Source organism: Streptococcus mitis (genome assembly GCF_946190115.1).
GTDB lineage: Bacteria > Bacillota > Bacilli > Lactobacillales > Streptococcaceae > Streptococcus > Streptococcus mitis_CO.
The window spans coordinates 1-2405 of the sequence record NZ_CAMHZG010000034.1 but is presented as its reverse complement, the minus strand read 5'-3'; the positions used below and the strand labels follow the sequence as shown (position 1 = coordinate 2405).

Here is a 2405-nt window from a genome sequence, read left to right as displayed (position 1 = left end):
GGGTGAAGTTGAAAGATTATAGGCGATAATTTCGCTATTAAAGCCATCTAAAACTGGTGATAAGTAAAGCTTTTGAGCGCTTGCTGGAATGGCAAATTCTGTCACGTCTGTATAACACTTTTCCATTGGTTTAGCTGCTTCAAATTGGCGTTGAATAAGGTTGTCTGCTTTCTTGCCAACATCTCCTTTATGAGAAGAATACTTGCGTTTCTTGCGGATTCTAGCTTGTAAATTGAGCACTTTCATAAAGCGTTGAACTCTTTTATGATTGACCACATAACCACGATTTCTTAATTCTAAATGGATTCGACGATATCCGTAATTTCCTTTTTGTTCGGTAAAAATAGCTTGAATTTCAGCTTTAAGCTTTTGATCCTTATCTGGTTTGTCTAGCTGTTTCAAATGATAGTAGTAGGTCGAACGAGCGAGTTTAATGGTTTTTAGAAGAATATCTAACGAAAAATCAGTGATTAATTCTTGAACAATTTCTGTCTTTCTTCTTTCTCTTTTTCCTCCTTCAAGCGGAGTTCTCTCAACTTTTTTAGGACAGCATTCTCCGCTCTCAGATACTCGTTTTCTGCTTGAAGTCGTTCTAACTCTGTCATCTCTTCGGGTTTCTTCTTTGGTTTACGTCCCATTTTAGGTACTCTCCCTTTTGTTTTCTCAACAATAGTATACCCGTTTTTCTTGTATTGTGCCATCCAATTTGGAAGCATACCACGATTTGGGAGAGCATATTCGAGAGAAACTCTATCTTGAGACCAGTTTTCATGTAGGACTTTATCAATCATTTCTTGTTTTAATTCAGGAGAATAGTAACGATTTTTTTCTTTTTTGACGAACTCTATTCCGTAACGATCAATCAATTTAATCATGTACCTAATATTAGAATTGTTTATCCCAAATTTATTTGAAAGCTTCTCTAAGCTATATCCTTGTTTTCTAAGTTCATAGATCTGAACTTTATCATCATAAGTTAATTTCATAATAAAAACACCCCAAAAGTTAGATTTTTTCTGTCTAACTTTTGGGGTGCAGTTCATTCACGTTGATGACGCTTTATTCTATTGAGTGAATTTGATTTATTTTCCATTGTCCCTCCTGATGTTAAAACACAAAATCAAATTTAAAAGCAATATTCCCACTGGGAATAAAACAATAAAAACTACTATGATGGATATTTGACATCACAGCTATTACAGCTATTACAGCTATTACAGCTATTACAGCTATTACAGCTATTACAGCTAGATTATAACACTTTTAACATATTCAATCAAACAAAATAGTGTAAATATGGCTAATTTCACGAATTTTCAGTAAGTTTCAAGAAAGCGCAATCAAGTTGTTTGTAATAATTAAAAATAAATATCCATAACAATAGATATCCGACCCTTAATTTTAAGATATTCTTCAAATAACTACCATGAATATAAATTTATATTATTTTAAATCAAATTTATAAACTTACGTCTTAGAAACAAATAGATGATAGTTTTAATTAAAAATCCAATCATTGATTCACTATGCCTATCATTTCAAAGTATATCCTTATACAACGATATTTCTTGAATAGACTATCAACAAATAGGGGACTTTGATTTCAAATGAGTATAGCGGATTGAAGTTGGAATAGTCCAACACGACTCCTAATTCATTTTTAGAAATTGATCTAACCCCCATAATCGATTTGCGTACATTTTATTTCAATCCACTATATCTTATTACGAATACTATCTACTTTTCCGAGAATACAAGAACAGCCTTGCACCTCTTGAAATGAGGAACAAGGCTGTTGTTATTTTTTTATTTATTGTCCACTTAACAATGAACCATTCATATTTTGACTACATTTTTAGTCTTCTTTTTTCTTTGCAAGAGCAAGTCCGAGACCACCTAGCATACCAAGAAGTCCTAGAGATGCAAGAGCAGCATTTGATTCTGTTCCTGTATTTGGCAATACATTTTGAGAATCATTTGACTTAGCTCCATTATCATTAGTAGTCTTAGTATCTACCTGATCTGCATTCGGAGCAACTGCATCTGGAACTGAAGTTGTTGGTGCAGCTGTATCTTGACCAGAATTTCCATTAGCATCAGGCATTACTGGCACAACTGGAATTGGAGTTGGAGTTGTTAGCTCAGGTGTATCGTGACCAGAATTTCCATTAGTATCAGGTGTTACTGGAATTGTATTTGTGTTTGAACTTACTTTTCTGAAAATGTGAGTCATTACTGGTTCATTTTCAGCTATCACAGTTCGTACAAATTCATATCCTGGAATTGATCTATGTTCAGCATCCTTTTCATTACCTGTCTTAACAGATTGTTTCAATACATTTCCATCTTCATCAATCCAGCGAACCTCAATCATTAGCTCTGGCAATTCAATTGAAGCCGGTAAT

General features: G+C 33.6%; 1 protein-coding gene and 1 pseudogene. Both read right to left on the bottom strand.

The window, feature by feature from the left end; genetic code table 11:
- Window positions 1-986: pseudogene (locus N8L90_RS09260) on the bottom strand (IS3 family transposase); the annotation flags it as partial.
- 869 nt (window positions 987-1855) lie between these two features.
- Window positions 1856-2405 (bottom strand): LPXTG cell wall anchor domain-containing protein (locus tag N8L90_RS09255; RefSeq protein WP_261025201.1); only part of this gene is annotated, 550 nt, incomplete at its 5' end.